Origin of the sequence: Citromicrobium sp. JLT1363 (assembly GCF_000186705.1) — a bacterium.
GTDB lineage: Bacteria > Pseudomonadota > Alphaproteobacteria > Sphingomonadales > Sphingomonadaceae > Alteriqipengyuania.
Genome location: NZ_AEUE01000010.1, coordinates 54,746 through 78,973, shown reverse-complemented (window position 1 = coordinate 78,973; position 24,228 = coordinate 54,746). Strand labels below are relative to the sequence as shown.

The 24,228-nt window shown below is 64.6% G+C and carries 14 protein-coding genes; 6 read left to right on the top strand and 8 right to left on the bottom strand.

Features of this window, described 5'->3' with window-relative positions:
- Nucleotides 1–47: 47 nt before the first annotated feature.
- The 4 genes from ADAD_RS0114565 to ADAD_RS0114545 all read left to right on the top strand — a co-directional run bounded on the left by ADAD_RS0114565 (nucleotide 48) and on the right by ADAD_RS0114545 (nucleotide 7,223).
- On the top strand, nucleotides 48–1,022 hold the full coding sequence (locus ADAD_RS0114565) for a DUF4365 domain-containing protein (protein WP_029140171.1): 975 nt from the start codon (nucleotides 48–50) through the stop codon (nucleotides 1,020–1,022).
- Nucleotides 1,023–1,691: 669 nt separating this feature from the next.
- Nucleotides 1,692–2,759 (top strand): efflux RND transporter periplasmic adaptor subunit, encoded by a 1,068-nt coding sequence (locus tag ADAD_RS0114555; RefSeq protein WP_010415274.1) that lies wholly within the window; start codon nucleotides 1,692–1,694, stop codon nucleotides 2,757–2,759.
- Complete coding sequence (locus ADAD_RS0114550) at nucleotides 2,749–5,868, top strand: efflux RND transporter permease subunit (RefSeq protein WP_010415273.1); 3,120 nt, start codon at nucleotides 2,749–2,751, stop codon at nucleotides 5,866–5,868. Before ADAD_RS0114555 ends, ADAD_RS0114550 begins: the two co-directional genes overlap by 11 nt.
- Nucleotides 5,865–7,223 (top strand): efflux transporter outer membrane subunit, encoded by a 1,359-nt coding sequence (locus ADAD_RS0114545; protein WP_010415270.1) that lies wholly within the window; start codon nucleotides 5,865–5,867, stop codon nucleotides 7,221–7,223. The genes ADAD_RS0114550 and ADAD_RS0114545 overlap by 4 nt, the downstream gene beginning before the upstream one ends.
- Before the next feature lie 224 nt (nucleotides 7,224–7,447).
- On the opposite strand, the gene acs is transcribed toward ADAD_RS0114545, so the two are convergent.
- The 5 genes from acs to ADAD_RS0114520 form a co-directional block, all read right to left on the bottom strand.
- Nucleotides 7,448–9,724 (bottom strand): acetate--CoA ligase, encoded by a 2,277-nt coding sequence (gene acs / locus ADAD_RS0114540; protein WP_010415267.1) that lies wholly within the window; start codon nucleotides 9,722–9,724, stop codon nucleotides 7,448–7,450.
- Nucleotides 9,721–10,755, bottom strand: coding sequence for an alcohol dehydrogenase AdhP (adhP, locus tag ADAD_RS0114535; protein WP_010415265.1), 1,035 nt, complete (start codon nucleotides 10,753–10,755; stop codon nucleotides 9,721–9,723). The genes acs and adhP overlap by 4 nt, the downstream gene beginning before the upstream one ends.
- Nucleotides 10,756–10,824: 69 nt before the next feature.
- A complete protein-coding gene (gene adh / locus ADAD_RS0114530) occupies nucleotides 10,825–12,345 on the bottom strand; it encodes an aldehyde dehydrogenase (RefSeq protein ID WP_010415263.1) in 1,521 nt (506 codons plus the stop codon).
- 139 nt (nucleotides 12,346–12,484) lie between these two features.
- A complete protein-coding gene (locus tag ADAD_RS0114525) occupies nucleotides 12,485–13,432 on the bottom strand; it encodes a helix-turn-helix domain-containing protein (RefSeq protein ID WP_029140170.1) in 948 nt (315 codons plus the stop codon).
- A gap of 39 nt (nucleotides 13,433–13,471) precedes the next feature.
- Complete coding sequence (locus tag ADAD_RS0114520) at nucleotides 13,472–15,157, bottom strand: alpha/beta hydrolase (RefSeq protein ID WP_010415260.1); 1,686 nt, start codon at nucleotides 15,155–15,157, stop codon at nucleotides 13,472–13,474.
- Between the two features lie 308 nt (nucleotides 15,158–15,465).
- Here ADAD_RS0114520 and ADAD_RS0114515 point away from each other — a divergent pair, with 308 nt between their 5' ends.
- On the top strand, nucleotides 15,466–17,091 hold the full coding sequence (locus tag ADAD_RS0114515; RefSeq protein ID WP_010415258.1) for an alpha/beta fold hydrolase: 1,626 nt from the start codon (nucleotides 15,466–15,468) through the stop codon (nucleotides 17,089–17,091).
- 77 nt (nucleotides 17,092–17,168) lie between these two features.
- Here the strand turns inward: ADAD_RS0114515 and ADAD_RS16470 are convergent, their stop codons facing one another.
- From ADAD_RS16470 to ADAD_RS0114500, 3 genes are all read right to left on the bottom strand, one after another.
- Nucleotides 17,169–19,976: a PKD domain-containing protein gene (locus ADAD_RS16470; protein WP_010415256.1), complete on the bottom strand. Its 2,808-nt coding sequence runs from the start codon at nucleotides 19,974–19,976 to the stop codon at nucleotides 17,169–17,171.
- A 573-nt stretch (nucleotides 19,977–20,549) separates the two neighbouring features.
- The gene (locus tag ADAD_RS0114505; protein ID WP_010415255.1) at nucleotides 20,550–20,855 is read right to left on the bottom strand and encodes a hypothetical protein; all 306 of its coding nucleotides are present in this window, start codon (nucleotides 20,853–20,855) and stop codon (nucleotides 20,550–20,552) included.
- Between the two features lie 78 nt (nucleotides 20,856–20,933).
- A complete protein-coding gene (locus tag ADAD_RS0114500) occupies nucleotides 20,934–21,776 on the bottom strand; it encodes a hypothetical protein (protein ID WP_139020481.1) in 843 nt (280 codons plus the stop codon).
- A 234-nt stretch (nucleotides 21,777–22,010) separates the two neighbouring features.
- Here ADAD_RS0114500 and ADAD_RS0114495 point away from each other — a divergent pair, with 234 nt between their 5' ends.
- Entirely contained in the window at nucleotides 22,011–24,212 is a 2,202-nt protein-coding gene (locus ADAD_RS0114495) for a TonB-dependent receptor (protein ID WP_010415251.1), read from the top strand.
- The last annotated feature ends 16 nt before the right edge of the window (nucleotides 24,213–24,228 follow it).

Below are 24,228 nucleotides of genomic sequence, written 5' to 3'. Positions count from 1 at the left end.
ATGATTAGATTGCAACTCTCATGTCGCACAATCAAAAAAGGTACGCAGTGTCGAGTGCAAAAAAGCAATCTGAGCAACATCTAATAGATCGAGCTGGACAGGAATTGCTTAAAAGCAAGTTGCCCAAACATTGGGTTTTGCGGGAATATCGGCCCGATTACGGGCTGGATTTCGCGCTGGAGATTTTTAGCGAGGGTGAGGAGACGGGAAAATCCAAGACATACGAAACGCTGGGCGAACACCTTTTTATACAGCTTAAGACTGTGGAAAAGCCGAATACGTCAGAGCTTAAGGTATATTCCCGCGGAAATGTTGAGAAAGCGCCAGAGAGTCTCGATAAGAAAGAATTGGTCTGCATTCTGGATACTTACGCATTCAGTTTAGAGGTGTCGGAACTCGCCACAGTCGAAAGGATGGGGGTGGGTGTTCCGGTGCTCCTAGTGCTTGCTGACCTGGAGAATGAGCGCTGTTCCTTCGTTTGCTTGAACGACTATGTCGATAAAATACTTATACCAAAGCACGCGGATTATCGCTCTGCGGGCAGGAGGACAATACACGTCCCTTGGCGCAACGAGATCGGTACTGAGACTGGCCTTATTGCGCTTCGATGGTACGCTAAGCGGCCAAAACTCTTCGCTGCATTCCAGCGTTTCGTGTATCAATATGCGGAATTGGGTTGGGCGCAAACAGAAGATGAGCTTGAGGAACTCTCCCGGTATTTCGCGCGGCGTATCGCTAATTATGATTTTTGGGACGATGTCGATATGTGGATCCCCATAAAATGGTGGGGTGACCGAGTAAAAAAATTCAACCAAACTGGCGAAATTGAACTATTCGGTGCGCACGTCCCCGCAGAAGACAGGGGAGGCGATTGGGTAACAGTGCCACGACCTCAGCATATAATGGAATTGTGGCGCGTGCTCGCCCTTCTACCCAGAACGTACGAAGACATTTGCCGGGAATGGTTTTTGCCGACGTCCCTAGGCGAGCATGCCTCCGCGCCACCAAGCGAAGAGGACTAGGTGGCTCGTGGTTCAGGACGGTTGTCGGTCGGCTGAAGAGGTATGCAGTGGGTCGATGTGATTGGTCTTCCCACTTCAAGGCGCTTTAGCTCAATTGCAAACACCACTTGCAGTTAGCGCACTTTGGGAGCTGCTTGGGGCCGTCACCCAGTACCACAGGCAGCGACGTCAGAAACCTCGCAATCCTTAAGCCTCAATGGCAGTCTACCCCTGATTTCGTAATGATGGGGTCACGTGTTCGAGTCACGTAAGCGGCACCACCTTCCTCAGCTTATCCGCGCACCGTTGTAGGGCGAAAGGCCGTTCGTCTGGGCGCGCCTTTGGGAAGCGAGTGAGTGGGCGTGATACTCGGGCCTTGGCAAAGAGGCGCAACTCGCCAATGTCCGCCTTTTGGCGGGAGCGATCTGTCCGGATTTACCTGATCTCGAGCTGAAACAGCCGCTCGACCAGCGCTCCGTCTGCGAGCATCATCGAGGCGAATTTCGCAATCCGCATGACGGTAGCGCAAACCGAGAGCGTATCGAGCCGAACCATGCGCGAAAGCCTTTGCCTCGCGTGCGCCCGGCCTATAGCCCGTGTTGCGCACTGGGCAGCGAACCCGGAAAGCCTTTCGCCAGTCAATCGTCTCCCATAGACAGGAACACGATGTCCCGGCTTTGTTTCAGAATATTGGCGCTCGTTAGCATTGGTCCGCTGCTCGCGGCCTGCGCGGGCGCCGAGGAAGAGCGAGCGGCCGAGGCAGTGCCTGTCGTCGCGCAGGAAGTGCGCTTTCTGCCGGAAATCTCGCAGGTTGAGGTGATCGGCACGGCGCGCGCCGCGACTTCCGCCGAACTCTACCCGGAGACGGCCGGGCGGGTCACCCGGGTGATGTTCAGCGCGGGCGACTACGTGCGGCAGGGCGCGCCGCTGCTCCAGCTGGACGACCGGGCCGAGCGGCTCGATGTCGAGGCCGCGCGCGTTTCGGTGCGCGAGGCGGACCAGTTGCTCGGTCGCTATCGGCGGATCGAGGATACCGGCGCGATCTCGGAAAGCCAGATCGAAGCGGGCGAGACATCGCTGGCAGCGGCGCGCGTTCAGCTGCGCCAGGCGCAGACCGCGCTGGCCGACCGCACCGTGCGCGCGCCGTTCAGCGGCCATGTCGGCCTGACCGAGATCGACGTTGGCGACCGGGTGAACGATTCCACCGCGATCACGCAGATCGACCAACGCGGCACGCTCTATGTCGATTTCTCGGCGCCCGAGGAAGTGTTCGCGGGGCTCGACCCGGGCGACACCGTAGAGGTCACGCCGTTCTCCGAGCCCGACCGCACGATCACCGCCGAGGTGATCGCGACCGACAACCCCATATCGCGGGAAAGCCGCGATTTCATCGTGCGCACCGCGATCCCCAACCGCGACGACAGGCTGCGCCCCGGCATGAGCTTCCGCGTGAACTTCACCCGCAACGGCAGCACCCGCGCGGCGGTGCCCGAGGAAGCGATCGTGTGGGGCGGCGAGGGATCGCACCTGTTCCTGGTGCGCGAAGGCAAGGCGGTGCGCGTGCCCGTCACCATAACCTCGCGCCGCGAGGGGCGCGTGTTCGTCGACGGAGCGATCCGGCGGCGCGACCGCGTGATCGTGGAAGGCGTGCAGAAGGTGCGCGACGGGCAGGACATCCGGCTCGTGCGACAGGCCCGCGAGCCCGAGCAGGATGTGCGGGTAGAGGATACGCGGGGCGATACGCCGCGTGGAGAATAAGACCGACCTGCCGATGCTCGCGGTCAAGCGACCGCTGCTGATCGGGGTGCTCAACCTCCTGATCGTGATCGCAGGCGTGGCAGCGCTGATGGGCGTGGAAGTGCGCGAGTTGCCCAATGTCGACCGCCCGATCGTCTCGGTCACCGCCAGCCTTCCCGGCGCCGCGCCGGAGACGATGGATGCCGAGGTGACCAGCATTCTCGAAGATGCGGTCGCGCGTGTTTCCGGCGTGCGCGAGATCAGCTCTTCGAGCGAGGAGAACAACACGCGCATCCGGGTGGAGTTCAATCCGGGGATCGACCTCGACACCGCGGCGACCGATGTGCGCGAAGCGGTCAGCCGCACGCAGCGCGATCTGCCCGAACGGGTCGAGCAGGTGACCGTCGTCAAGGCCGACCAGGACGCGCAGCCGATCATGACGCTCGCGGTTCTCAGCGATGCCTACGACCAGTCCGAGCTGACCCGGCTGGTCGACAACGACATCATTCCCGAATTGCTGACCGCCGAAGGCGTGGCGAGCATCGAACAGTTCGGCGCGCGACAGCGCCAGATGCGCGTGGCGGTCGACCCGCTCAGGCTAAACCGTTTCGGCCTTACGCTCACCGATGTCGCCGATGCGCTGGAGAGCGCGCCGTTCGATGTGCCGGTCGGGTCGTTCCGCTCGGACGCGCAGAGCCTGGTCGTCCGCGCCGATGCCAGCGCCACCGATCCCGCACGGATCGAGGACGTGGTCATCACCGGCAACGTGCGGGTAGGCGACGTCGCGCAGGCCGACTTCGCGCCCGCCAATGCCAGCAATTTCGTGCGGCTCGACGGGCAGCCGATCATTGGCCTCGGCGTGGTGCGGCAGGCGAGTTCGAACACGATCGAGATTTCGGATTCGATCCGCCAGGCGGTCGAGCGGGTCAACCGCCGGTTCGACGACGTCGAGCTGCAGATCGTGTCCGACGATGCCGAGTTCATCCGTATCTCGGTGCAAGAGGTGCTGATCACGCTCGCCTTCACCATCGCCGTGGTGGTGGCCACGATGCTGCTGTTCTTCCGCGCCTGGCGTCCCACGCTGGTGCCCAGCACCACGATCCCCATCGCGCTGGTGGGCGTGATCGCAGGGATCTGGATCATGGGTTTCTCGATCAACCTGCTGACCCTGCTGGCGCTGGTGCTCGCCACCGGGCTGATCGTCGACGACGCCATTGTGGTGCTGGAGAACGCGCAGCGATTGCAGAACAAGGGGCTGGGCAAGCGCGCCGCGGCAGTGGTTGGCACGCGGCAGGTGTTCTTCGCGGTGGTCGCGACGACCGCCGTGCTCGTCTCGGTGTTTGTACCGATCAGCTTCCTGCCCTCGGAAACCGGGCGGCTGTTCCGCGAATTCGGCTTCGTGCTGGCGGTGGCCGTGATCCTGTCGAGCTTCGTCGCGTTGTCGCTGGTCCCCGCGCTCGCCTCGAAATTCGATCTGACGAGCGACGAGAAGGCGAAGGAAAGCCGGCTGGCGCGGCTGGGCAGCAGTATTACCGAGCGTTATGCCCGGACCCTGCACCGCATGCTCGACAAGCCGCACGCGATGATCCTCGGCTCGGTGCTGGTCGCTGGGCTGGCTGGGTTTCTCTACACCCAGCTCGACAACGAACTGGTGCCCGACGAGGATCGCGGCGTCATCACGGTCGATGCGACCGGGCCCGACGGGGTGGGGCTCGCCTTCATGGACCGAGAGCTGGACGAGATCGAGCAGGTGCTCCAGCCCTACCTCGACAGCGGCGAGATAGAGAGCACCTTCTCCATCGTCGGCCGCTACGATCCCAACCGCGTGCGGGTCACCGCCGAACTCGCCGACTGGGGCGAGCGCGACCGCAGCCAGACCGAGATCGTGCAGGAGCTGAACGGGCCGCTCGCGGAGATTCCGGGATCGCGCACCAATGCGCGCGGGCGCGGCACGCTGAGCTTCGGCGGTGGGGGAGAGGGGCTGGAGGTCGCGCTGACCGGGCCCGAGTACGACCGCATCTACGAAAGTGCCGATGCGCTCGCGGCGGCGATAGATACGCAGTCCGACATCCTTTCGAACGCGGAGATTTCCTACCAGCCGACCCAGCCGCAGCTGTCGGTACAGATCGACCGACGGCGCGCGTCGGACCTCGGCGTCGACCTGGCAGACCTGTCGCAGACCTTGCGCGCGATGGTCGGCGGGGAGGAATTGGTCGATCTCAACGTCGGCGATCAGGCGGTGCCGATCTTCCTGACCGCGCAGACGGTCAGCGTCACGAACCCGAGCGACCTGCGCAACCTCTATGTCAGGGGCTCGCAGGGCGCGGAAGGAGGGTCGGCACTGGTTCCGCTATCCGCCGTCACCACCATAGTCGAACAGGGCATCGCCGCCGAACTCGACCGGACCGAGCAGCGCCGCGCGATCGAGGTCGATGCCGATATCGAGGCGGGCGCGCCGCTGCGCGATGCGGTGGATGAGATCGAGCGGTTGGCGGAGCAGGCGGTGGCAGAGGACATAGACATGCTGTTGCAGGGCAATGCCGAAAGCCTGGAGGAAAGTTCCAACGCGCTGATGCTGACCTACGGCTTCGCGCTGGTGATCGTGTTCCTGGTGCTGGTCGCGCAGTTCGAAAGCCTGACCAGTGCGCTCGTCGTGTTGCTGACCGTGCCCTTTGCGCTGGCGGCCGCGGTGTTCGCGCTGTTCCTCTCGGGCGTGTCGCTCAACATCTATTCGCAGATCGGGCTGGTGATGCTGATCGGTCTGATGGCCAAGAACGGGGTGCTGATCGTGGAATTCGCCGACCAGCTACGCCACCAGGGCCGCAGCGTGCGCGAGGCCGTGGAAGAGGCCGCGGCGATCCGCCTGCGGCCGATCACGATGACACTGATTTCGACCGTCATCGGCGCGACCCCGCTTATCCTCGCGAGCGGGGCCGGGGCCGAGGCGCGCCAGTCTATCGGGTGGGTGATCTTCGGCGGGCTGGGCATCGCGAGCCTGTTCACGCTGTTCCTCACGCCGGTGCTCTACCTCGTCATTGCGCGGCTGGGGCAACCGCGCAGCGTCGACCTGACCAAGCTGCGCGAGGAGATCGACGCTCTCGACGAAGACATGACGGTGGCGCCCGCATGATGCGCGCCGCGATCCTTTCGCTCGCGGCGCTGGGGCTGTCCGCCTGCGCGACTCTCGACCCCTACGAGCCCGGGACCGCGATCGTGCCGCCGCAGGCCTATGCGAGAGACCTTCCGCCCAGCGGGATAGCGGAGAACTGGTGGGAGGGCTTCGGAGATCCGGTGCTTGACGGCCTCGTCGAGGAAGGCCTGGCCGGAAATATCGAGATCGCCATCGCGCGCGACCGGTTGCGCGGGGCCGCCGCACTGTTGCGCGCCGAGCGGGCGGACCGGCTCCCCCGGCTCGACGGGGCGGCGGATGCGTCGATCGGGCTCGGCAGCGATGTCGTCGATACCGCCAGCATTGGCCTGCTGGGCACGTTCGATCCCGACATCTCCGGGCGGCTCGCGGCCGAAATCCGCGTTGCTGCCGCCGATTACGCGCAGGCCGAATACGTCGTTGCCGACCAGCGCCGACTGGTCGCCGCAGCCATCGCCGCGCAGTATATCGAATACCGCCGCACCGGCGCGCAGCTCGATCTGCTCGCCCAGTCGACCGAGTTGCAGGAGCGCACGCTGCGGATCGTGACCCTGCGCTTCGAAGCGGGGCTCGCCGCCAATCTCGACGTGCGCCGGGCCGCTGCGGACCTCGCGCAGACGCGCGCGCGGCGCGGGCTGATCGAGATAGCGCGTTCCGGGGCGGCGAACCGCCTCGCGATCCTGCTGGGGCGTCCGCCCGGCCTGTTCGCGCCTCCTTCGTCGAGCGGCGAGAGCACCATTCCCGAATATGCCGGCGGCCCGCCCGCCGGTACCCCGGCCGACCTGTTGCGTCGTCGCGCCGACGTGCTAGCCGCCGAAGCCGCGCTGCTGCGCGCTGCCGCGAATGTCGGGATCGAGCAGGCGGACCTGCGCCCCTCGCTCACGATTCCGGGCAGTGTGCTGCTGGGCGATGGTTCCATCGGCGGCATACTCGATGACTTCATCGCCACGGTCGGTGCCGCACTCGACGTTCCGCTGTTTGATGGCGGTCGCAGGCGCGCCGAGATGGCGGCCGCCGAGGCCGAAGCGGATGCGCGATTCGGCGAATACCGGCTGACCTTCCTCGAAGCGCTGGGCGAGGTGGAGAACTCACTGGTCGCGCTTGAAGCCAATGGTCAGCGGATCGATGCGCTGAGTGATGCCATCGAACAGAGCGAGGCCGCGCTCGAACAGTCCGATGCGCTCTACCGCGAAGGCCTGGCGACACTGTTCGACGTGCTCGACGCGCAACGCCAGCTGATTGGCAGCCGCCAATCGCTGATCGACAGCCAAGCTGCGCTTGCGACCTCGTTCGTCTCATTTCACGCGGCAATCGGCAGGATGGATAGCGGTCCGTAACAGGCGCTGGGATATTGCACCGAGCGTGGCGTGCGTCGCAGCAGGCTCGGATTTCGAGCGTTCGCTGACAATGACAGCTAGCGGGTGGGGCGAGCACATGGGCCAACGACCGAAATCGGGGCGCAAAGCAGACGCAATGTAGGGTGGCGATAGTTCGCCCGAAAGCGCACCGGGGGTGACGGAGCGCGGACGACACTCAGCCGACACCGCCCGGACTGTTCGGCCTAGACTCTCGCCCCTTCAATCAGACTTTCGACAATCGCCGGATCGGCAAGGGTCGAGGTATCGCCAATCTGGTCGGGCTGCCCCTCGGCGATTTTTCGAAGGACCCGGCGCATGATCTTGCCCGACCGGGTCTTGGGCAGGTCGGGCGCGAACTGAATGACGTCGGGCGTGGCGAACGGCCCGATCTCGCTGCGCACCAGATCGCGCAGTTCCTGGCGCAGGGCATCGCTACCCTCGGCCCCGGCCTTCAGCGTGACGAAAGCGTGGATGCCCTGGCCCTTGATATCGTGCGGCATCCCCACGACCGCAGCCTCTGCCACCAGCACGTGCTCGTCCAGCGCGTTTTCGACTTCGGCGGTGCCCATGCGGTGCCCGGACACGTTGATGACATCGTCGACCCGCCCGGTGATCCAGTAATAGCCATCCTCGTCGCGCCGCGCGCCGTCGCCGGTGAAATAGGTGCCGGGGAAGGTACTGAAGTAGGTCTGGAAGAAGCGGTCGTGGTCGCCGAAGATGGTGCGCATCTGGCCCGGCCAGCTTCGGGTGAGAACCAGATTGCCCTCCGTTGGGCCGGTGAGCAGATGCCCTTCGCCATCAACCAGTTCGGGGTGGACGCCGGGGAGGGGCAGGGTCGCGCTGCCGGGCTTGGTCTCGGTCGCGCCGGGGACTGGAGCGATCAGCGCGCCGCCGGTTTCGGTCTGCCACCAGGTATCGACGATGGGGCACTCCCCGCGCCCGACGATGTCGTGATACCATTCCCATGCTTCGTGGTTGATCGGTTCGCCCACCGTGCCCAGCAGACGAATCGACGACAGGTCGTGCTGCAGGACCCACCGGTCGCCATGACGCATCAGCGCGCGGATCGCGGTCGGCGCGGTGTAGAAGATCGTTACGCCGAGGCGCTGGCTCGTCTCCCACAAACGGCCGGGATCGGGGTAGTTGGGCACGCCGTCGAACATGACCGTGCGCGCACCGTTGGAGAGCGGGCCGTAGACGACATAGGTGTGCCCGGTGATCCAGCCGACATCGGCGGTGCACCAGAACAGATCGTCCACCACGTCCTTGCCCTCCTCCGGGCCGAACAGCAGATCGTATGTCAGCGTGGCCCATACGAGGTAGCCGCCAGTGGTGTGCAGCACGCCCTTGGGTTTGCCGGTCGAGCCGGAGGTGTAGAGGATGAACAGCGGATCTTCGGCGTTCATCGCTTCGGGCGGGCATTCGGCGGAAACGTTCGAGCACGCATCCTCCCACCAGATGTCGCGCCCCTCGCGCATCGCCACGTCGCCACCCGTCCGCCGCATGACGATGACCGTATCGACCCCGCTCGCGCGCTCCAGCGCGCTGTCGACATTGGCTTTCAGCGGAATACGCTTGCCGCCGCGCGTGCCTTCGTCGGCTGTGACGACCAGCGTGGCACCGCAATCGGCGATCCGGTCGGCCAGGCTGTCGGGCGAGAAGCCGCCGAAGACCACCGAATGGACCGCGCCGATCCGGGCGCAGGCGAGCATCGCAATCGCCGCTTCGGGCACCATCGGCATGTAAAGGATCACCCGGTCGCCCTTGCCGATCCCGTTGGCTTTCAGGACGTTGGCGAAGCGGCAAACCTCTCCGTGCAACTCGCGATAGGTCAGCGTGCGACCCTCGCCCGGCTCGTCGCCTTCGAACACGATCGCCGGCTGGTCGCCACGCGTCTCGAGATGGCGGTCGAGGCAATTGACCGAGACGTTCAGCTCGCCGTCGGCGAACCAGCGAATGCCGAAATCGGCCTTGTCGAAGCTGCTCTCGTCCGCGCGGGTCGGAAACACGCTCCAGTCGAGCCGGTGCGCTTCGTCCAGCCAGAAGGCGTCCGTATCGCTGTCAATCGATGCCTGCATGGCGCGAAGCCTGTCTGCCTTGTGCAACATGGCGATTTCTCTCTCCCCATAGGCCCGGCTTCGCACGAGGAAGCGTCGGCCCGTTCCATTGTCGAGGCTGAACATGCCGCCTCGCCCTTCCACCACATCAAGGATAAGCTGCGTGTGTTTCCACGCCGCGAATTGCGCCGCGCCGATATAGACCGGCGTGGTGCCGATCGTGCCCAGCAGCACATCCGATCCGCCGAGGCGGAATTCGCCGCGCGGATAGACCATCGGGCTTGAGCCGTCACAGCACCCGCCCGACTGGTGGATCAGCACGGGGCCGTGACGTTCGATGATCTGGCCCAGCAGGGCCGTGGCCGCGTCGGTGGCGATCACGCGGTGGACCACGCGGCCCTCCGGCGCGTCGCTTTGCATCATTGGGTCATGTCGAGGACGACGCGCCCTTCGATCTGGCCCTGCCGCATCCGGTCGAAAACCGCATTGATGTCGTCCAGACCGGCGGTCGAAATCGTCGCCTTGACCTTGCCATCGGCGGCGAAGTCGAGCGATTCCTGAAGGTCCAGCCGCGTGCCGACGATCGAGCCGCGCACCGTGATGCCATTGAGGACCATGCCGAAGATGTTGAGCGGGAAATCGCCCGGCGGCAGACCATTGAGCGCAAGCGTACCACCGCGCCCGACCATGCCGACCGCCTGTTCGAACGCCTTCTCGCTCACCGCCGTCACCAGCGCGCCGCGCGCGCCGCCGCCGGTCAGCCGCTTTACCGTCGCGGCGGGGTCATTGTCCGTCCGCGCGTTCACCGTCTCCACCGCGCCGAGCTTGCGGGCAAGGTCGAGCTTGGCGTCGTCGACGTCGACCGCGACCACGTTCATCCCCATGGCCACCGCATATTGCACCGCCATGTGGCCGAGACCGCCGATGCCCGAGATCACCACCGCGTCGCCCGGCTTGGTGTCGGTCATCTTCAGGCCCTTGTAGACCGTCACGCCCGCGCACAGCACCGGCGCGATCTCGTTGAAGCCGACATTGTCGGGCAGGTGGCCGACATAGTTGGGGTCGGCCAGCACGTAGTCGGCGAACCCGCCATTGACCGAATAGCCGGTGTTGAGCTGGCTCTCGCACAGCGTCTCCCACCCGCCGAGGCAATGCACACAATGGCCGCAGGCGGTGTAAAGCCACGGCACGCCGACCCGGTCGCCTTCCTTCACATGGGTCACGCCCTTGCCCACGGCAGAGACGAAGCCCACGCCTTCATGGCCCGGAATGAAGGGCGGCTCGGGCTTCACCGGCCAGTCCCCTTTGGCGGCGTGCAGATCGGTGTGGCACACGCCCGAAGCCTGGATCGCCACCTGGATCATGCCGGGCTGGACTTCGGGAACCGGCACTTCCTCGATCTGAAGCGGCTGGCCAAAGGCGCGGACGACTGCGGCTTTCATGGTCTTGCTCATGACAATTCTCCTGAATTTCGGGGGTTTGCGCGGGCGACGGGATCGCCGCCGCCCGCCGGGCCTATCGCCTCAGAAGAAGCCCAGCTTCTTCGGGCTGTAGCTGACCAGCATGTTCTTGGTCTGCTGGTAGTGATCCAGCATCATGCGGTGGTTTTCGCGCCCGATGCCGGACTGCTTGTAGCCGCCGAACGCCGCATGCGCGGGATAGGCGTGGTAGCAGTTGGTCCACACGCGCCCAGCCTGGATCGCGCGGCCGAAGCGGTAGCAGGTGTTGGCATCGCGGCTCCATACGCCTGCGCCGAGGCCATAGAGCGTGTCGTTGGCGATCTCCAACGCCTCGTCATGATCCTTGAAGGTGGTGACCGAGAGGACGGGTCCGAAGATCTCCTCCTGGAAGATGCGCATCCGGTTGTTGCCGCGAAACACGGTCGGCTTGACGTAGTAGCCGCCCGCGATCTCGCCCTCGAACCGCGCAGCCTCGCCGCCGGTCAGCAGCTCGGCACCTTCCTGCTTGCCGATGTCGATGTAGGAGAGGATCTTCTGCTGCTGCTCGGACGAGGCCTGTGCCCCGATCATCGTTTCCATATCGAGCGGGTTGCCCGCCTTGATCGCTTCGACGCGCTGGATCGCCCGCTCCATGAAGCGGTCGTAGATGCTCTCGTGAACCAGTGCGCGGCTGGGGCAGGTGCAGACCTCGCCCTGATTGAGCGCGAACATCACGAAGCCTTCGATCGCCTTGTCGAGATAGTCGTCATCCTCGCGGCACACGTCTTCGAAGAAGATGTTCGGGCTCTTGCCGCCCAGCTCCAGCGTGACCGGGATCAGGTTCTCGGTCGCATATTGCATGATCAGGCGGCCGGTGCTCGTCTCGCCGGTAAAGGCGATCTTGGCGATCCGGCTGCTGCTGGCGAGCGGCTTGCCCGCTTCGACGCCAAAGCCGTTGACCACGTTCACCACTCCTGCGGGCAGCAGGTCGCCGATCAGTTCCATAAGAACCATGATCGATGCCGGGGTCTGCTCGGCCGGTTTGAGCACCACGCAATTGCCCGCCGCCAGCGCGGGGGCGAGCTTCCACACCGCCATCAGGATCGGGAAGTTCCACGGAATGATCTGGCCGACCACGCCGAGCGGCTCGTGGAAATGGTAGGCGACCGTGTCGTGGTCGATTTCCGAAATGCCGCCTTCCTGCGCGCGGATGCAGCCCGCGAAATAGCGGAAATGGTCGATCGCGAGCGGGATGTCGGCGGCCATCGTCTCGCGCAGCGGTTTGCCGTTGTCCCAGGTCTCCGCGATGGCGATCTTTTCGAGGTTTTCCTCCATCCGGTCGGCGATGCGATTGAGGATCAGCGCGCGCTCGCCCACGCTGGTGCGGCCCCAGGCATCCTTCGCGGCATGCGCTGCGTCGAGCGCGGCTTCGATGTCGGCCGCCTGACTGCGCGCGACCTGACCGACCGCCTTGCCGGTGATCGAGGAGATATTGTCGAAGTAACGCCCGTCCTTGGGCGCGACCCATTTGCCGCCGATGAAGTTGTCGTAACGCTCCGCAAAGGGGGCGGTCATCGATGCGGCGGGGCTGGTTTGCATGTCCATCAGTTCATCCTCTCCAAATTGCCGGGTGCTCCCGGTCGTGAGGATGATGGTTCCGCGAAAAGGCGGTGATGAACAGAGCCGGGCGGTTACTGGTTCGGCAAACTGTCTCGCTATCGAGACACTCTGGCCTGTCCCTGCGTCAGCTGCGCTGCAAGCCTGCCTTTTCCATCCGCCGATAGAGCGTCGCACGCCCTATTCCGAGAGCCTTTGCCGCTCGAGTGGCGTTGCCATCGGCCTGCGCCAGTGCCCTTCGCAACACCGCCCGTTCCGAGTCGTGGAAGGACAGGGCTTCTTCACGACCGAGAATGTCGGAAGCTGTACGGCGCGCTTCCAGGCAAGCGTCGGTCAGCCCGAAGCGGTGCCTTGCGGCAAAGGTTGCGCCGATCACCAGATCGTCCCGATCCACGGCCAGCAGGGCTGCATCGCCGCCCGGCAGATTGGCATCGACAATCCGATGCGCGGCGAAGTGTTTGCGAAAGACGCCGCTTTCGATCCGGCGCGCTGCATCCTGGACGATCTTCTGAACCAGTATGCCCATCGCGGCGCTGTGATCGTCGCGGCAATTCGAAATATCGAGGGCCCCGATCAACCGTCCCGTGGCGTCGCGCACCGGCGCGTCCATGCAGCTAATGCCGATATTGCGACTGGCGAAGTGTTCGTCGCGATGAATCGTGATCGGTCGGCCTTCGATCAGGCACGTCCCGATTCCGTTGGTCCCTTCGCGGCCTTCGCTCCAGACCCCACCCGGCGTCAGCCCGACCTGGTCGAACAATTCGCGGTCGCCGGACAGGCTGCGCGCCTCCAGAATCACACCTTCATTATCGGACAGCATCACCGCGCACCCGGTGGCGGACACGGTCTGAAACAACTGGTCGAGCAAGGGCCGGGCGACATCCAGCATCACCTCGTGGCGCTGGCGCCGCTGGGTCAGATCGCGACCCGAAACAAGCTCCGGCACGCGATCGGCTGCGGCGTCCAGCCCGTGCTTGAGGCCCGAACGACACCAGCTGGCCGCGACCACGGAATGCGCGGCGCTGGAAGACGATTGCAGAACCTCTTCGACAACAGCTTCGTGTCGATCTGTCATGACGACGCGATACAGCATATTTTCGAGGATGGCGACTGATCAGAGCGTCTTCTTCGTCCTCCATGCGGCACCATCCGCCTTTCGACGAAGCACTTGGGCCAGTTTGTCCGGTGCATCCATCAGCAGGAAGCTGCCAGCGCCCTCGACGGCCATGGCCTTGGGAAGCGACAGTCTTTCGGATGCAGCGGCGACGAGGCCTGGCGGCATGTTGGCGTCGCGGGTGCCGTAGATCAGCGTGAGATCGACCTTCGGATCGACCAGCAGGCCCGACCAGTCGCTGGCCCAGGTCTGCATCGTGTCGATCGCGCCGTCGATCGAGCGGGTCAGCGCATAGGTTGCCGAACGCCGGAAGACGCTCTGCAGTTCGGGGTTCCTGACCGCCGCCAGCTCCCGCTCGTGCCCGGCGTAGAAATTGTCGATGAAGCGGTGGAACGATCCCTTGCCGATCGAGGCGCGCATGCCGCGCTGGTACATTCGGGCGAACGTGGGCGTCGATCTGACGGCTGCGATCGAGAGGCGATGGCTGAGCGGGATCATCGCCATCTCTTTTTCGCCGGACACCGGAAGGAAGGCACCGGCACCGACAATCCGGTCGAACCGCGCGGGCGAAGCCTTGGCGCAGGCGAACATGTAGGGCGCCCCTGCCTGTGTGGCGAAGCCGGTCGCCCGCGCCAGCTGCAGGTGATCCAGCAGGGCCTGCACGTTCTCCGCGAAGCATGAAAGCCCGGCAAGGCCGAAGCCGTGCCCGCTGGTGTCGCCGTAATGGGGCCGCCAGGGCGCGATGATGCGCAGGCCCGCTTGCTCGAAAACGGCATTGGCGGATTTGGGGAGGAGGGCACCCTCCAGCGGATGGAAGAAGACGGCCGGCTGCCCTTCGGGATCGCCCATCTCTTCCCACGCGATCGTTCCGGTGGAGGTGGTCAGCAGATTGGCGCAGACGTGCGCTGCGGCATTCGCCCTTTTCGAGCTTTCCTCCAGCGTGCTGACGAATCCTGCGTAGAGCAGCAGCACTTCTTCCTTCGATCGCACGGCGAGCTTGCGCTGCAGCACCTTCATCTGGTTGCGCACGGTGCCGATGGAGCGCCCGCGTGCATCCGCAAAGCTGCGCAGCGACCCGCCGCGAACCAGGTGGCGCAGCAGCATGGTTTCCACATCGCTCAGCCGCAGGGCATCCTGAAAACTCAGTCCGTGTTCGTCGTTCCACTGCATGCGCAGCGCGAAGAAATCGAAGTGGACGCTGGCGTCATGATCTCTGCGGCGGACCATGAACCACATGCCCTGGGGATCGTCTTCCCCGTCCGCCATGCGCACGAGGCCGGGATTGTCGCCGGCGGGCAGGGCGTCACGAACGCGCTCCGATTCCGCGCCATGGGACAATGCCCAGGCGGGCAGGAAGCGCCCTTGCGCAAAAGCCGGGTCCGAAAACAGGCCCCCGGCGATGTGCAGGATGCGCCGCTGCGCATCGATGGTCAGATCGCTGTCGTATTCGCCGGGCTGCCGGAAGGTGAGATCGGCGAGATCGTCGGGCGTCAGGGGATAGACCCGATCGATGATGTCGGCGGCATTTTCGAGATGCACTTCGAGCGCGGAGGCCCCGTCGGCTCCGGCCGATGCGACACGCGATACCGGTCCCAGAAGCTCGATAACGCTCTCGGGGCTGGCGATCGCCGAATAGGCTTGCGCGACGATCTTCTCGATTTCGGTCGAGCTGGCGTGCCTGGTCATGGTTGCGTTGCGATCCGCTGGGCTTTGACGCCCGCAAACAGCACCGCGCCGGGCGGATGGGAATGTCCCAGATGGGACATGCCGCGCGATATTTCCCGCCGCTAGGGCGTGCGGCACGCGCACCGTCCGGGTGCGCGAAACACTGAGATCGCCGAGCTTGGCGGGACGTTTGCGATCCGACGATGGCTTGCCGTCGTCAGTCCCGCCGGGGGCCATCCCGGCAGCGGGGTGGCCCCCATGCCTTGCTCTGCGAGCATGCTGAAGCCATAGATGGCGTCTTCGGGTTCAAGTGGGATTCCAGATGCTTCATGAGCAAGGCGAGCGACCACGACGAACTCATTGCCCGGATCTACGCGGTCGCGGCGGACCCGTCGCAATTGCTCTCGCTGAGGCCGGTTCTCACGCAGCTTGCCGATAAAGGTGCGCTCGCCGATGGCGGTGCGCGGCTGTCGTTTCACTTCGAGAATGCCGATGCGATCCTGAGCGGCGCGGCTCTGCCCGGAGGTGACGCCACCGCGGATGGCGAGGCGCACACTATCCTGCTGGACCAAAGGCTGAGATTGCTGACGGCGACGGCCGCCATTCACGATGCAGGCCCGGGAGATTCGCTGCCCGAGCGTGTCTGGCTGACCGACCGGGCACGCGAAGACCGCGCCATCCTCAAGATGATCGGCGAGGGGGAGGAGCGGCAGGCGGTGATCGGCCTGCTGCTGTCGCCCGATTGCGATCGCCCGACTCCGCACCTCGCCCGCCGCAGCGCGAACGATTCTGCGGCAGTCGAACTATGCCCGGTGCCGCTGCGCTGGGAGGCGCAAAGCGCCGCGCACTTCGCGCAGGCCTTTGCCCTGACGCCGGCGGAACAGGCGATCGTGCGCGAAGTGCTCGAACGCGGAAACCTGCGGCTTCTGGCGCAGGAGCGGGAGACCTCGCTAGGGACGGTGCGCAACCAGCTGAAACGCTTGCTGCACAAGCTGGAACTTGGCTCGCAAGGCGAGCTGATCGCGCTCTACGGGGGCTTTCGGGGGCTGACCGGCCTCCGGCGCGAAGTCTCCGGCCAGGATGCGCTGCGCCACCCGAGCCAGACCTTCCTGCTCGATGAGGTCGAAACCCGGGTGAACTTCTACGGGGCGGCGGATGGTGCGCCGGTGCTCTATTTCCATCCGCTGTTCGGCGGACCCTTCCTCCCGCCGGCGACCGTGGAGGCACTCGAGAAAGCCAATCTTCGCGTTATCGCGCCCTGGCGCCCCTATTGCGGCCGGACGGCGGAGGAAGGGAGCGGAGAGGACATGGCCATCGCCTTCGCCGGGGGGATGGTTCACCTGCTCGATCAGCTGGGGATCGGCCGGGCGCGCCTGCTTGCCGCCTCGGGCGGGACTGCGTTCGCGCTCGCCTTCGCGAGGGAGTTCCCGCATCTGTGCGAGAGGGTGGTGATCGCCGGGCCTGCGCTGCCGATCAGCACCGACGAGGAACTGGCCATGCTCGGCATCGGGCACCGCCTGCCCTTGCAACTCACCCGGCGCTTGCCAGCCGCGATGCGCCTCTATGTCAGGGCCGTCGTCGCCAAGATCCGCAAGGGACTGCTGGGGAATTACATGGATACCTTCTTCAGGGATTCCGCGGCGGATCACGCGTTTGCTGCGCAGCCCGACAACCGGGAATTCCTGCGCGACGCATCGCTCGCGATCTTCGAACACGGGTTCGCCGCGGCGATGCAGGAACTGCAGCTCTATGCCTCGGACTGGAGCGCGCTCGCCTGCGACGTTGCCCCGCCGGTCACCGTCCTTCGCGGCGCGCAGGACCGTCTGGCGACCGAGGGGCTGGCGCGTTCCTTCGCCGAGCGGTTCGGGTTCGAACTTGCGGCCCCGATCGCGGATGCGGGCAGCTTTCTGGTGTTCCAGAACCCCGCTGCGGCGGTGGACGCCCTCAGGCGCTGAGGCGGGCGGACAGGAATCGGAAAAGGGCAGCCTCGCCGGGAAGCCGCCCTTTCCGTTGTTTGCGACCTTGAGGAAGATCAGAAGTTGAAGCCCACCGTGACGCTGGCGCCCAGCGCTTCGAGTTCGTCCTCCCCGATCCCGTCGTAGAAGCCCCGCACGCCGAAGCGCAGGCCGGCAGGCGCACTGCCGTCGAGCCCCAGCATGAGCCGCGCCCGCAGCCCGTCCTCGACCGCTGAGAACGCATCGCTGCCAAAGGTCAGCAGCCCCTCAATCTCGGCAAAGGGTGCGATGGCCCAGCCGCTCGCGAAGGTCTTGCGGTAGGCCAGCCGCGGACTGAAGGCGACTTCGCCCTGGTCGATCCGCGTGCCCGGGATCGCAACGCCCAGCGCATCGACATAGTCCTCCACATCCTCGCTGATGTAGCGGACCCCGATTTCGGGCCAGATCCCGAACCCGCCACCGAGCGGCACATCGCCGATGGCCGAGCCGCTGATCAGGAAGCGTTCGGTGTCGAACGCGCTCACGAAGGTCCCCAGCGGCGACACGCTGTTGTCCGCACGCCCGTAGGCTGCGCGCAGATCGACGTACAACCGCTCGGCAAGGCGTGCCGTCACGTAAGGTCCGGCCATCCAGCCATGGCCTTCTGCGAGGGCGGCGCCCAGGCCCGATGCCTCGTTGTCGAAATCGTCGATCTGGACCAGCGCGCCGATCAGCATGTCGTCCGTGGCGAGATAATCGAGCCCGAGATAGCCGAGCACGAACGTGCCCTTGTTGCGTCCGATCGTCACGTCGGAAACGCTGGCCTCGGCCCAGATGTCGAGCTTCGAGCGGTCCGATCCGCCGAGGCCCATCGCCTGCTTCGCCATGGCGAGGCTCGTGGTGACCGACTTGCTCGCCCGGTCGATCTCGATCTGGGCGGGCAGGTACTGGCTGCCGGGGACCGGCAGCTGACCGACCCGCGCCGATCCGCTGGCCGACTGGCTGCCACGCAGCCTGCCGAGGCGGCGTTGCAGGTCCGGCTGGTTGGCCAGCAGCAGCGCGTTGCGCCCGCCGATGAACTCGCCGATCGCCTGCTGCGCGGCGCTGCGCGAATTGGTCAGCGTGACCGTGCACACCAGATCCTCGCTCGGCGAGAGGGCCAGTGCGATACTGGCATTGGCGAGCGACACGGTGCTGTCGCCATCGTTGCAGGCGAGCGCGGTGAGGGCGTACCCCTGCGCCCGCAGGTCGTTCACGGAGAAGCTGTAGCTTCCTGTGGCGATATCCGTCGCCGCGATGGTCGCCGTCCCGCCGCTGGTGGTGGCGCTCGCAGGCAGGCCCGGCACCGTGCTGGTATAGCCGACGGTGGTGTCCGCGCCGATGACCTGCTGCACGATGGTAATCGTGCCGAGGCCGCGCACGGCGATGGTTACGCTGTCCGCAGGCGAATCCACCTGCCCGTCGTTGACCACCAGTTCGAACACGAGGTTCTCCTGGCCATTGACGTCGGGCGCGGTGAAGCTCGGGTTCGCAGCCGAAGGATTGCTGAGCGCGACGCTCGGCCCGGAAACCTGCGTCCAGCTGTAGGTCAGCGTATCGCCCTCGGGATCGCTCGACCCGGTCGCGTTCAGCGTCACGGTCTGCCCGCTGTCGATCGGGCCCTGATCGGCCCCCGCATCCGCAACGGGGGCGGTATTGGCTTCAACCGTGACCACAACGCTATCGGTCGCAGTCGCAATCCCGTCGTCGATGGTGAGTTCGAAGGTGATCGGGGTCGCCGTTGCCTGGCCTGCCGGTGCGGTGAAGCGCGGGCGGGCAAGGTTGGCATTATCGAGGGTCACCGTCGGGCCGCCGGTCTGGACCCAGGTGTAGGTGAACTGCCCTTCGTCGGACGATCCGGTGCCATCGAGGATGACGACCGAGCCGCCCTGCGCCGTCTGGTCGGGCCCTGCATCGGCGACCGGGGCACGATTGGCCTCGACCGTCACCGTCACCGTGTCGGTGTCGCTCGAAGTGCCATCGTTGACGGTCAGTTCGAAGACCAGCGTCTGGGCGCTGGCTGCGGTCGGCGGCGCCTCGATGCTCGCCCCGGCTCCGACGGCGCTGACGATGGTCGCCTGCGGCCCGCTGATCTGCACGAAGCTGTAGGTGAGGGGATCACCCTCCGGATCGCTCGACTGCGAGAAGTCGAAGTTGACAGTCTGCCCGCCAAGCACAGTGCGGTCGGGACCGGCATTGGCTGTCGGGGTGCCGTTGACGGGTGCGGCGGGGATTGTGATGGAGACCGTATCGACACTGATTACGCCGTTGGGCGGATTCGGCACGCCGTCTCCAGGGACCAGCGTGAATTCGAGCACCTGCGGGCTGTTCGTCGCTGCGGGCGCGACAAAGGTGGGGCTGACGCTGTTCGGGTTGTTGAGCGTGACCGTGGGCCCGCCGCTTTGCGCCCAGTCAAAGGTGATCGGATCGCCTTCGGGATCGGTGGTGCCGCTTCCGTCCAGCGTCACGGTGCTGCCGCCCTGCACGGTCTGGTCGGGGCCGGCATCCGGATTGGGCTGCTGGTTGGCGGGGGCGACGATCCGGACGGTATCGGTCGCGGTCGCGCCGCTGGGGTCGGAGGTGGTGAGCTCAAAGACGTAGGTCGCGCCCCGGCGGTCGACATTGGGCACCGCAAAGCTGGGGGTGGCCGTGTTCGCTCCGGTCAGCGTGACCGTCTGGCCGCTGGTCTGCGTCCAGCTATAGGTCAGCGGGTCGCCGTCGGGATCTCTCGAACCCGAGCCGTCGAGTTGCGCCATGCTGTTTCGCGCGACATTCTGGTCGTTGCCCGCATCGGCTACCGGCGGATTGTTGGCCGGTGCAGAAAGATTTGCAGCGAGGGTAGCGCACGCACCGCCGGCAGCAGCCATCTGATTAAGATCAACGGTGGTGCGACCCAATAGACTTAGCCGATTGCTCGACCCATCAACGTCGTATTGCGCCATGTAGATCGGCCCCGAAGCCGTAGTCTGGCTGTTAACGCCGAAGCCACCCTGGAGGGTTCTCGTCGATCCAACGGAGGTACCGGTGCCTGTTGAACCTAACATATTGCCCGAGCCATCGGTTAGTTCGATCGAAGTGAAGTCGATATTATTTCCATTATCGTCGGTGGTGCCGGTGACGGTCCACGTTGCATCAATGACGCAGTTGCTGCCGCTATTCCGAAAGGTAAAATTGGTTGGCGCAGTGCCTGTTGCTGCCTGTGCCGGCGTCCCCAGAGCGAGACTGGAAACCCCGCCCAGTACGAGCGCGCGACGAAAATTCTTCGAAAACTGAGACATGATTCGACCCCTGCGTGATGCGATCCGGCAGGGGGCTTGGAAAGTCCGGCGGCGAAGCGGAATATCCCACATGGGATATCGCGGGCGTCTTTCGCCCTTTCAGCAAGCAAAAAAGGGCCGGCATCGCTGCCGACCCTCCGTTCCTTCTTGTGTGAGGACTTTCTAGTCCTTGATGCAGTACTTGCCGGCGGTCTTCAGCCCGTTCTTGCAGCTGCCGCTGCGCACTTCGGCATAGGCGCCCTTGTCGCCGACGCAGTAGTTCGCGCTCGCCTTGAAGCCCTTCGGGCAGCTGCCGAGCTTGACGATGGCGACCTTGCCGCTGCTCGACACGCATTTGGAACCCGACGCCCTGAAGCCGGTGGGGCAGGCGCCGTCCTTGGCCACTTCGGTGCCGCTCGATTGGGCATAGGCGGCGGGGGCTGTTCCGAATGCGAGGAGCGCGGCGCTCGCGACGATGAAAATACGCATGGTTTCTCTCCGTGAAATGTGTGTGCGCGACGGATAAAAGGGTTGGGTAGGGGGCCGCCGCGCAGGAGGTTGTCTGCTTCAGGGGCGGCCCACCGGGCTGCGACGATAGGTAAAGGCGACCGCGCTCTTGCCGGTCTTGTCGTTATAGTACTGGCAGTAGAAATCCGTGCCGCCCTTGTCCGTGTGCAGATAAGGCATGTTGAAGGTGATCATCTCCCGACCGCGAGATTTCAGCCATTTATCGTACTCTCCGGACCGCGTGGAATTGCTCCCGGTCGCCGTCGGCTCGTAGCCCAGGCTGTTGCCCGTGTGCAGCATCACGTCCTTGCCGGTGTAATTGTTGGTCGGTGGGACCCACGCTCTATCCAACTGCTGGCTTCCGTCGAAGGAGACGCACTGCATGTTGTATTCGTGCGTGTTGAAGTTGCCGCGGTCGACCTCGACGTAGATGACGTCGCCCGAGCCCACGCCGGGCAGCGTGCAGCCGTTGGGCTGGACGGGCTCGCGTTCGATCAAGCCGCTGCGCGTTTCCGTGTTGAGGCCCTTGGAGAAGGTGTATTCGCCCGCCTTTGCGATGAAGGCATTACCCAGGTTCAGATTCTCGCACTGGGTCATCCCGGCATACTTCGCCGGAGCCGCCGGTGCGCGGCCCTTCCAGTCGCCGTGGCTTGCGGTCTTGGGGTAGCGCGTGCGGGTGGTGGGGCCATTCGATCCGATGACCGGGCCACCCACCCGGCGATCGCCCGACACGGCGTCGACCATATCGCCTACCGCATCGGCAGCCTCTTCCACTTCCTCGACCTCTTTCTTGACCTCCTCGACCTTGTTCTTGAGCCGCTTGAACGGATTGGCGTCCGCAGGTGCGGTGAAGGAGGTCGCCACGAGCGCGAGGCCCATGGCAGTCATGATTGAGTGCTTCATTGCAGCGATCCCTTGCTGTGAATGGTCGGCAGGGAATGCTGTGCGGAGCGAGCGGGTTGAATATCCCATATGGGATAGTCGCGCGGGTGCCGGTGGGGCTCGTGCAGGCAGCGGAGGAAAAACCGCTGTCCAGTCTCCAGCGATGCCTTTTCGCAAATGCTAGTAAGTCGCATTTACATTCACCGGAAGTAGTCCTAGGGCGCGCGCAACGACTCGGGATGAACAGGGAAATCCATGCGCCTCGCCTTGCTTCTGGGGGTATCGACCTTCGCATTCGCCACTGCGGCATCGGCTCAGACTGCGGACATCGGTGATCGGGAAAGCCCCGATCCCCAGGCTTCGGACTATCAATCCGTCATCATTGTCGAAGGGCAGAAGATCGACCAGTCCCTGCAGGAGGTGACGGCAAGCGTCGATGTCACGACCGGCGAGGAAATAGAACGCGAACCGGTCAGCGATCTGTACGACATTATTACCCGGGTCCCGAATGTGACAGCGGCCTTCGGCGAGCAGGGCTTTGCCATTCGCGGTATCGACCAGCGCGGCATTGGCGGCAACGGGGCGACGCTGACGGTCTATGTCGACGATTCCCCGCTCGGCAATTCAACCACGTTCTTCGGCCCGACCGACAGCTGGGATCTCGGCCAGGTCGAGGTCTATCGTGGCCCGCAATCGACCAATTTCGGACGCAACGCGCTGGCGGGAGCGATCTACCTGCGGACGCGTGATCCGGGCTACGAATGGAATGCGCGCCTGCGTGGCGAGATCGGCGACAACGGCCAGCGCCAGATCGCGGCTGCGGCCGGTGGGCCGATCATCGACGGCCTCCTGGCCTTCCGCGCCTCTGCGAACTACCGCGAAAGCGACGGCTTCATCTACAACACCTTCCTCGATGCCGAGGCCGACAGGACCGAACTGAAAACGGGCCGATTCAAGCTGCTGATCGAACCGGCAGCCAATCTCTCGATCATCACCACCACCTCCTACACGGAGAACTTTGCCGGCGAAGACAGCCTCGATCCCACGAACGGCAATCCGGGCAACCCGCTTGCCGCCGAAGATGTGGTCCGCGAAGTCGCGTACGACACCCCGGGGCTCGAGGGCACGGATACCTTCATCCAGTCGGTAAATGCCACATGGGATGTATCGTCGGCGATCCAGCTGCAGTCGATCACGACCTATCAGAACACCGATTATGTTCGCCAGGAAGACTTCGACGTCACGCCAGCGCCCGTCGCAGCGCTGGACAGGACGGGGGACGACGAGGCCTGGTCGCAGGAGCTGCGACTGAAGTACTTCGGCGACCGCCTGTCGGCGGTGGCCGGGTTCTACTATTTCACCAACAAGGACGGCTTTACCGACAGCTTCGTCGTGCCCGCCACCATCCTGAATCCGGCCTTGCCCGCCAGCATCCTGATTTCGCGCGTGTCGGATACGGATAACGAAACCGAAAACTTCGCCTTTTTCGCAGACGGCGAGTTTCGCCTGTCGGACCGGTTCGATCTGCTTTTCGGCCTTCGGTACGACAACGAAGAGCTGCGCAATATCGCCAGCGCAACCACCGACACCGTAGATCCTCTTCCTCCGCAGTTCGGCTATCTCGCCCCGCTGCTAGGCACGGAAACCAGCACGATCGATGCAGCCTACGATGCCTGGCTGCCCAAGGCCGGTGTGCGCTGGAATCTCGATCCGGATACCAACCTCTCCTTCGTCGTGCAGCGCGCCTACCGCGCGGGCGGCGGGGAAATCAGCGTGATCGACGGTTCGGTGAACACCTTCGATCCGGAATATCTCTGGAACTACGAACTCGCAGCGCGAACCACGATGATGGACGGACGCCTGCGCTGGAACTCCAACCTCTTCTACTCCGACTGGACGGACCAGCAGGTAAGCGAACCCATCCCCGGTTTCCCGACCTTCGCGCGGACGGTGAATGCGGGGGAATCGACGCTTTACGGTTTCGAGACCGATCTTTCCTTCGATGTGACCGACGCGTTCGAGATTTACGGCGGCGTCGGCTATTCCTTCACCGAATTCGACGACTTTCCCAACGGCAATTTCGATCCGGGCCTGCCGCAAAGCGAATCCAACCAGGAGAATTTCGAGGGCAATCGGTTCCCCTTCGCCCCCAGATGGTCGGGCAATCTCGGGGTCGCCTATCGATCGGACCACGGATTTTTCGGAGGGGTGGATGCGAGCTACCAGTCCAGCGTCTATGCCCTGGCCGAGAATTTCGCGGTCAACCAATGCTGCGAGCGTGTGCTGGTCAATGCCCGCCTCGGCTTCGCGTGGCGGAACTTCCGGTTGAGCGCATACGTGCGCAACGCGCTCGACGCGCAATACTACTCTTTCGTCAATTTCTCGGTTCCGGGTGACGAAGTGGCCCGGCTGGGCGATCCGCGCACCGTCGCAGTCCGGCTCGACGTAGACTTCTAGGGGGCACGCCGCGCTC

Excerpts from the sequence above, each read along its gene's own strand:
- ADAD_RS0114545 (WP_010415270.1), top strand. The coding sequence starts at position 5,865 with ATGATGCGCGCCGCGATCCTTTCGCTCGCGGCGCTGGGGCTGTCCGCC.
- acs (WP_010415267.1), bottom strand. The coding sequence starts at position 9,724 with ATGATGCAAAGCGACGCGCCGGAGGGCCGCGTGGTCCACCGCGTGATC.
- adhP (WP_010415265.1), bottom strand. The coding sequence starts at position 10,755 with ATGAGCAAGACCATGAAAGCCGCAGTCGTCCGCGCCTTTGGCCAGCCG.
- adh (WP_010415263.1), bottom strand. The coding sequence starts at position 12,345 with ATGGACATGCAAACCAGCCCCGCCGCATCGATGACCGCCCCCTTTGCG.
- ADAD_RS0114525 (WP_029140170.1), bottom strand. The coding sequence starts at position 13,432 with ATGACAGATCGACACGAAGCTGTTGTCGAAGAGGTTCTGCAATCGTCT.
- ADAD_RS0114520 (WP_010415260.1), bottom strand. The coding sequence starts at position 15,157 with ATGACCAGGCACGCCAGCTCGACCGAAATCGAGAAGATCGTCGCGCAA.
- ADAD_RS0114515 (WP_010415258.1), top strand. The coding sequence starts at position 15,466 with ATGAGCAAGGCGAGCGACCACGACGAACTCATTGCCCGGATCTACGCG.
- ADAD_RS16470 (WP_010415256.1), bottom strand. The coding sequence starts at position 19,976 with ATGGCTGCTGCCGGCGGTGCGTGCGCTACCCTCGCTGCAAATCTTTCT.
- ADAD_RS0114505 (WP_010415255.1), bottom strand. The coding sequence starts at position 20,855 with ATGCGTATTTTCATCGTCGCGAGCGCCGCGCTCCTCGCATTCGGAACA.
- ADAD_RS0114500 (WP_139020481.1), bottom strand. The coding sequence starts at position 21,776 with ATGAAGCACTCAATCATGACTGCCATGGGCCTCGCGCTCGTGGCGACC.
- ADAD_RS0114495 (WP_010415251.1), top strand. The coding sequence starts at position 22,011 with ATGCGCCTCGCCTTGCTTCTGGGGGTATCGACCTTCGCATTCGCCACT.